This window comes from Altericroceibacterium xinjiangense (genome assembly GCF_003958635.1).
Lineage (GTDB): Bacteria > Pseudomonadota > Alphaproteobacteria > Sphingomonadales > Sphingomonadaceae > Altericroceibacterium_A > Altericroceibacterium_A xinjiangense.
This window is the reverse complement of sequence record NZ_RSEK01000037.1, coordinates 1-6,941: the sequence shown is the minus strand read 5'-3', so window position 1 is coordinate 6,941 and position 6,941 is coordinate 1. Positions and strand designations below refer to the sequence as shown.

5 protein-coding genes are annotated in these 6,941 nt (G+C 60.2%); 1 reads left to right on the top strand and 4 read right to left on the bottom strand.

The window, feature by feature from the left end:
- Positions 1–430: 430 nt before the first annotated feature.
- The 3 genes from ELY13_RS14430 to ELY13_RS14420 form a co-directional block, all read right to left on the bottom strand.
- Entirely contained in the window at positions 431–1,153 is a 723-nt protein-coding gene (locus tag ELY13_RS14430) for a PEP-CTERM sorting domain-containing protein (RefSeq protein ID WP_126174596.1), read from the bottom strand.
- A 598-nt stretch (positions 1,154–1,751) separates the two neighbouring features.
- Positions 1,752–2,228 (bottom strand): response regulator, encoded by a 477-nt coding sequence (locus ELY13_RS14425; RefSeq protein ID WP_164549839.1) that lies wholly within the window; start codon positions 2,226–2,228, stop codon positions 1,752–1,754.
- A complete protein-coding gene (locus ELY13_RS14420) occupies positions 2,225–3,205 on the bottom strand; it encodes a sensor histidine kinase (RefSeq protein WP_206436086.1) in 981 nt (326 codons plus the stop codon). Before ELY13_RS14420 ends, ELY13_RS14425 begins: the two co-directional genes overlap by 4 nt.
- Positions 3,206–3,503: 298 nt before the next feature.
- Between ELY13_RS14420 and ELY13_RS14415 the strand changes: the two genes are divergently transcribed.
- A complete protein-coding gene (locus ELY13_RS14415; protein ID WP_126174593.1) occupies positions 3,504–4,604 on the top strand; it encodes a sensor histidine kinase in 1,101 nt (366 codons plus the stop codon).
- Between the two features lie 845 nt (positions 4,605–5,449).
- Here ELY13_RS14415 and ELY13_RS14405 read toward each other — a convergent pair.
- Complete coding sequence (locus ELY13_RS14405) at positions 5,450–5,932, bottom strand: hypothetical protein (RefSeq protein WP_126174591.1); 483 nt, start codon at positions 5,930–5,932, stop codon at positions 5,450–5,452.
- Between the last annotated feature and the right edge of the window lie 1,009 nt (positions 5,933–6,941).

The window sequence follows — 6,941 nt, the reverse complement described above, 5'->3', positions numbered from 1 at the left end:
AGGGCCAGCGGCTATCTCGCGCCGCACAAACAGGCCGGACAGATGACCGCACCCGGACAGATCAAACCATCAACTCATTTACCCCTTGCAGCGCAGGGGCCATCCACAGATGACAGCACCCGGAGGACGGCCCCTATTCTCTTCGCCGGAGGACTCCTCGATGATTTACCCGGCCAAAGGAGTATCCGCGCATCCAGCTTTTCTCAGGCACACGCAGATCGAGAACGACGGCGACCGTCTTTGCGAAGCGCTCCTGATCGCAGAACGGCCCGAGATTAAGACAGCCATCTGGCAGTGCTGGATAGCGGGTCAATTGTTCTGGATTTCTCCACGCGCCGCCAACCCATCGTGGCTACCGGCTCATTCCTGCAGAACACTAAAACGCCGCCAGTCTCTTGACCAGCGGCGCTCTGCACCTGGCAAGGGGTGGTCAGGAAAAGGACAGAGTCGGTTGCCGCTTGCGCTTTGTAGAACGAATCATCCCGCCAACGCCAAAGAAGCCAACCAGGAGCATGCCCCACGTTGCAGGCTCGGGAATGGCGGCAACAATTTCACCCGAGGCAACCGGAAGTGCGAGGGAATAGGTGCCCTGTGTTCCGTCAATGATCCCGCCGGTCCCCGCGCCAGCATTTGCAGGAACGTTGGCGCCGTGGAGGACGATCTCGCGAAACGTCAGAGGAAACAGGTCCTCCGACGAGAAGCTATCGGCAAACACGCCCGTATCGGACAGATCAAACGTTTGCGAATAATTGAGAATGCCATCTGCTCCAACATCGCCGATCCCGCTCAGGGGCAGGAGAATCGGGCCATAAAAGAGCGCCCCCTCACCAAGTTCGACAAAGCCGTCCCCATCAGTATCGGCTGATGCCGGAGGGGTAATGGAATCTATTGCATTTCCACTGCTGTCGAACCGGCCATGGATGTGCCCGATGTGCGCACCCTGAGCCAGGCCGCTTGCATTCAGAGCGACGGAAAGAGTCCTGGCAATTTCGTTAAGTTCCAACGTCGCTGATCCTGTGACGCCGCTATTATTCAACCCTGTAAGGTTGACTAGAAAAGTGGCGGCAGATGCAGGCGCTGCCGTTCCGGCCAAGAGCAGTGCGCCCAGCCCGAGCGCCTTAAGCGAGGATTTTATGTGATGTGCGGCGACCATAAAGCATCTCCAGCAAAGGCCACGCCGTTCCCGGCGCGACGTTCTCCTCCCGCGCTAACCTTTATGAATGTGGAGTGGGATCGTTCCCGGCGTCCGAAAGAGAATTGCGCGGTCACGATGTCGGTTTAGTGCGTAGTGCCGAGAAGCTCTCGGGGTGCCGCGCCAGTTGAACTGCGGTCTCGTCTCTAGCTTGATCGCGCTCGCGACTTCTCCGAAGATCCTCCGCAGCCCGTTCAGCGCTGATCCGCGAAGAGTTGCTCCGCAGCCGTGATGCAGGCAGCTGTTCCTGTTCTTGGGCCGGAACCTGCCAGGCCGGTCCTGACCTCGGAAACAACGAAGAATAGGTGCCTTCCGAACGGCAGATTTGGAGCCGGTGATCGATCCTGAATGTCGCAACTGGAGCAAGCTGCCACTCCGGTCGGCTCCCAGAGTGGCAGCTTTCCCGGTTGCTAGTCTGAAAAGCGGCAACTCACCTACCCAAAGGTCGCTGGTGATCAGGTTCGTCCATGTCGGCACAAATCGGGTGAACGAGTGCCCGAAGTTGGGTAGCGGGCAAGTCGGCCTGAACGTCCGGGTCTGGGTCTCCTCGGCCCCGCTATCAGTTCGCGCGATTAAGCCCCAACACATCGCGGATAACGTCAGACAGCTTGTCGCCGTTCAGCGGCTTCGCAAGGACACGGGCTCCGGCGACCTGCTCGGAAATGCGGCTTCGGGCGCTTTCATCGATGTAGCCGCTGACGAACACGACGGCGGGGCTACACGTGTTGCGGATCGCGCCAACCACCTCGATGCCGTCAGGACCGGGCCCGAGATTGATATCCGAAATCACCAACTCGGGCTTCCGCCCCTTCACCGCCCCGGCCGCCTCAACCGCGTCTGAGGCGAGCGCGATTTCCTTGAAGCCCATGTCTTCAAGCAGGCTCTCCAGCTGCCAAGCGATCATCGCTTCGTCTTCAATGATGAGCACCGGCACGCGCGCCAGCTCCGGGGTCGGTCCTTGGCTGGCTGCTGAAGGCGGCAACCAACCCGGCGGCGCCGAGGATGCGAGCCGTTGCGGGGTGTTCATCGCGATCATTGAAGCGTGTCCTGGTTCGGCAGCGGGAAAGCCAATCGGAAGGTGAGGCCATCGCAATGCCATTCGCTCTTGCTGGTTCCCTTGAGCTCATGCGCGACGCTCATAGCGATCATCTTGAAGCCGAAGCCTCGGCGCGTCGGCGGCGACACGCCGGCGAGACCAGTCTCGATCCAGTCCAACGCCAAGCCCCTTTCGCCAATGCTCCAGACGATTGCGATGCGCCCCTCCGAAGACGCAAGCGCACCGAACTTCAGTGCGTTGGTCAGCAGTTCATGCAGCACCATGCTGATCGAAAGAATTTGCTTCGGCGGCAACAGCACCTCGTCACCCGCGACACTGACCGACGGATTGTCGCCCCGCCCATAGTCGCCGACGAGGCTCTCAACGAGCACTTGCAGCGATGACCTGTCCCAAGCGCTTGCCGTTAGCACTTCATGCGCCCGCGCCAGTGAGGAAAGGCGGCCGGCGAACGATGGGCCGAAGTCGGCCAGCGTCTCGGAAGAGCGCACTGTCTGGTGCGCGATGCCCGATACTACGCCAAGCAGGTTCTTTGCGCGATGGTTGAGTTCCCCTATCAATAGCTCCTGCCGCCGCGCGGCCTCGCGGCGTTCCGTGATGTCGCGCAGAAAGCCAAGGAATACGGGCTCGCCGAAATGTTCTGTCCGGGTGATCGACAGTTCAACGGGCAGCTCGTGGCCATCGCGGTGCAGCGCGTCGATCTCGATGTGCCGGTCCATCACCGGCCCCTCTCCGGTTGCGAGATAATGCGCGAGCCCTCGCTCGTGCGCCTCGCGGAACCGGTGGGGGATGATGAGTTCGCTCATCCGCCGCCCGAACGCTTCGGTAAAGCTCCAGCCAAAGGTGCGCTCGGCGACATCGTTCCAACCGGCCACCGTGCCGTCGAGCCGCATCACGACCACGCCATCAAGAGCTGTCTTAAGCACGGCCCCGAGCGAGGCGCTGTCTAGGTCATGCATGGTCGTCATTCCCGCGAGGCGTAACCGCGCGCTGCCCGCCCGTCCATATGGTCGAGCACTGAAACGCCGGCAGAACGCTTCGGCTCACATGAACGAGCGTTAGGGATTAGGACACCGCCCAGAGCCCCCAATGAACGCATGTGGGAGTTCTCATATCAGCACGAAGTGAGTATCCTACGCCCGCACGCTCGCTTAATTAGTTGACTTTCAAAGCGTTCACCGGCGCCACCAGTGTCGACAGCGTACGCGGGAGCGCGCAATGAGACGCTCCGAGATTCCGAATAGGACCAGAACCGGCATGGATGCCACGACCATCATCCCCGACAACGAAGCTGAGCGCATGGCGGCGGTGAGGCGCTACGACGTTCTAGACACGCCACCCGATGGCGCGTTCGACCGCATCACCGCGCTCGCGGCGCGTCGCTTCGGAGTGCCTATCTCTATTATCAGCATCGTCGATGAAGATCGCATCTGGTTCAAGTCACACCATGGTGTGCCGATCGGCGAGATCGGTCGCGATCCCGGACTCTGCGCCTCGGCGATCCTCAGTGACGTGCCGCACATCCTTACCGATGCGAGCATCGACCCCCGCTCGCTCGCCAACCCGCTCGTCGCCGGCGAGTTCGGCCTGCGTTTCTATGCTGGCGTGCCCTTGACCACCAGCGACGGCTACAATCTTGGCACACTGTGCATCATCGATAAGCAAGCCCGGCCCATTGACGAGGCCCAGATCGAGGATCTCAAGGATCTCGCCTCAGTTGTGACGGACCAAATGGAGTTGCAGCTTTCGGCGCGCCGCGCAGTCGGTCATGCCAAGCTGATGGCCAAGGAAATCGACCACAGGGTGATGAACAGCCTTCAGTTCGTCTCGAGCCTTCTGACGATGCAGAGCCGCTCGCCGGACATTGGTGAGGCCGCCGCGCACTTGCAGATGGCGGCGAACCGCGTCGCGGCGGTGGCCCAGGTTCATCGCCATTTCTATGCGGGCGAGGCAGCCGAGACTTCGTGCATCACCTTCCTACGCCGACTGTGCGACGATTTGGCTTCGATCCTCGATCGTGAGGTCGAGGTTGATGGCGATGAAGGGAACGTCCCGACTAGGCTGATTCAACCAATCGGGCTGCTCGTCAACGAGCTGGTGACCAATGCCGCCAAGCACGGGAAGGGCAAGATCTCGGTGGAATACCGGCGCGTCGCGGGTGAGCAGTTGCTCTCGGTCTGCGATGAAGGCGACGGGCTGCCACCCGGGTTCGATCCAGCTGCGATCGTCGAAAGCCTCGGCATGCGTGTAGTTACCTCCTTGAGCCAGCAACTCGGCGGCGAACTTTCCGCCCTCCCGCGCGCGGGAGGGCCGGGGGCTTGCTTCAGTGTCACCTTCCCAAAAAACTCTACCCATTAAGTGCGGCTCCTGCGGGGCCCGGGATCGCTTCAAGTAGACCTCAGGTCACAACCGCCACAGACTTCAGGCTCATGGTGGCCCGGCGTCCAGCTGCTCGGTCTGGATCGAGTAGCCTGCGGCACGATGCTGCAGAACTTCGCTATACGGCTTGAGCCCCCAAATAACGTGGCTAACCTCGCGCGGGTCACCTTGCACGAGCTGCTGGTGCGTTGTCAGCGCCGGCTTGACCGATCCGCCCCAGCCCTGCCGTGCTTTGAACGTGAATGAATGGCCGAAGTTGGCGGGGCGGGCAGTGGGCGCTAACGTCCGCCTATGGGTCTGTTCGCCGCAGAGCTGCCGGACAGCTTGTGGGGCGCTAGCTGAACGGCAGGTCCTGGACAGGAATTGGGCAAAGCCGCACGTCGGCTTTCAGGCGAGCGTCACTCAGCCCGGCATGGCTGCAACTGGGTGGCTAACAGACGTTCAGCCCCCTAGCCGAAAAGGGTGGTCCGGATTGTCGCGGACAAAACCTTCAACCTCTTTCAGGTGCTCGGGATAAGGCTCTACGTCCCTCCATCCTTCATGGTTCATGAAGCGGTATCCCGCCGTCCATAGAGAACGGACCTTCGCCCATTGCTCGCTGTCCGTCTTTCTCGGCACCTTGAACGCGCGCCCCATCCAATGAAGCGGATGGCCGCACTCGGGGCACTTCGCAGTTGAGGCCTCGGGCAGCTTCCAAGACTTGCGACAATCGAAGCAGGCATGGGGCCAGAGGCAGGGAGCAGCCATAAAGGCGTTATGCTGGATTGCCGGAATATCCGCAACGGGTCGCTGTCAGACATTCGCGCAAATACAGAGAACTGGGGCTAGCTGCCGTTTGACAGCTGCCCCATATTGGATTGCTGCAATGTTTCCTGCACCACGAAAGCGTCAACGGTGCTCAGCTCCACTTGGCATTCATAGCTGTTCATATGTCCGAAGGGGCCGGGTGCATCGGCAACTCGTCCCTCGCCCTCAATCCAGAAGACTCCTTCCCGTTCGAAGTGATCTGAACCCGTAATTCGATTTAAATCATCACTGGCAGTCTCGCTAAAGACCATCCAGCAGGCTTCATCACGCGCGCTGTCATAAATCATGTTGCACGCTTCAGGCTCTGTACAGGGAACGAAGGAGCTTACTTCAAACGCAAGTCGGAATAGCCCCGAAAGTTTTTGTTGTTCCCCATAGCGAGGCACCAACCAGCTATCGCCCTGCTCACCGTCGCCGACCTCACCTCCTTCCGTCTTGGCAGGAGCGTCACATGAAGTGAGTGCGAGCATGATCAAAAACAAAATTGAACAACGGAACATGATTTACATGGAGCACAGCCAAGCGAGGTCCGCAATTGGGCCCTTTCAAACCTTCACCTGAATGTCGCGAAAGGGTGTAAAGCGGCCATTTCCAGCTTCAAGCGCGCAACCTAATCCGTTACCATCCCTGCATGTCGAAGGTTGAAGGCAGCATCTTCAAGCGACGCGGACTGCTCACGCGGCGTGAGCGGCTGTCGCTCTTCCTCGGAGTGCCCCTACTATTGGTGTTTCTGTGCGTGGACGTCGTGCGGATATGGCGTGCTGTGCTCGGAGAGCCACTGCTCATTACAAGCATCACCGAGCCTGATCTGACCGTGGAGTGGTCATCCAACCCTTACCTATTCCTGCTCGGGCTGGGCTTCCATCTCCTGCTCGTTCTGACTGTAACCGTAGTGCTCTGGTTCCAGCGGTACGAGGCTCGCAGATGGCTGCGTTCTCGACGCTGAATGTCCATCTTGGGTGAAAATCGACACCAGTTGCCACATGGGAGAGGGGATGGGTCCTGCACTTCCACTGCTACGAAACCTTGCCGTGGCGTGTTGCCTCGGCCTGGTCGGGTGCGCACCAGAGCGGCCGATTTGTTCGGGGGGCGACGCTCAATGTTTTATGGAGCAATACAGGTACGACGCCAGCAGAAAGCCGCCGACGTTCAGCTCAGCTTACGATGTGGCCCGAACCGTCCCGTTCGGGGAGATTGCGCGGGTATTGAGTGACGGCAACACGTTTGATGACGTGGCCGCTTCGTACTTGCTGGAGGCCTACTCTGAGGTGTCGAACGTAGCTGTGTGCCGCGACCGCCGTTTCGCTCAGACTGTTACAGACGTGAGAAGCCGCGCGCTTGATAGAGGGCTAACTGATGCGGTTGCGGTGCTAGATAGGGCGGCGTGCTAGGCCAATGGCGCGGGTAATCCATCGAGCGCTCGATGTCCGCAGTAAGCGTGGCCTAGAGGTCGCCTTGTCCGGTTAGTTATCGGGGCCGATAGCCGCCCGCGGAGGAGCGGCGATGGCG

Coding starts and splice junctions, on each gene's coding strand:
- ELY13_RS14430 (WP_126174596.1), bottom strand. CDS start 1,153: ATGGTCGCCGCACATCACATAAAATCCTCGCTTAAGGCGCTCGGGCTG.
- ELY13_RS14425 (WP_164549839.1), bottom strand. CDS start 2,228: ATGATCGCGATGAACACCCCGCAACGGCTCGCATCCTCGGCGCCGCCG.
- ELY13_RS14420 (WP_206436086.1), bottom strand. CDS start 3,205: ATGCATGACCTAGACAGCGCCTCGCTCGGGGCCGTGCTTAAGACAGCT.
- ELY13_RS14415 (WP_126174593.1), top strand. CDS start 3,504: ATGGATGCCACGACCATCATCCCCGACAACGAAGCTGAGCGCATGGCG.
- ELY13_RS14405 (WP_126174591.1), bottom strand. CDS start 5,932: ATGTTCCGTTGTTCAATTTTGTTTTTGATCATGCTCGCACTCACTTCA.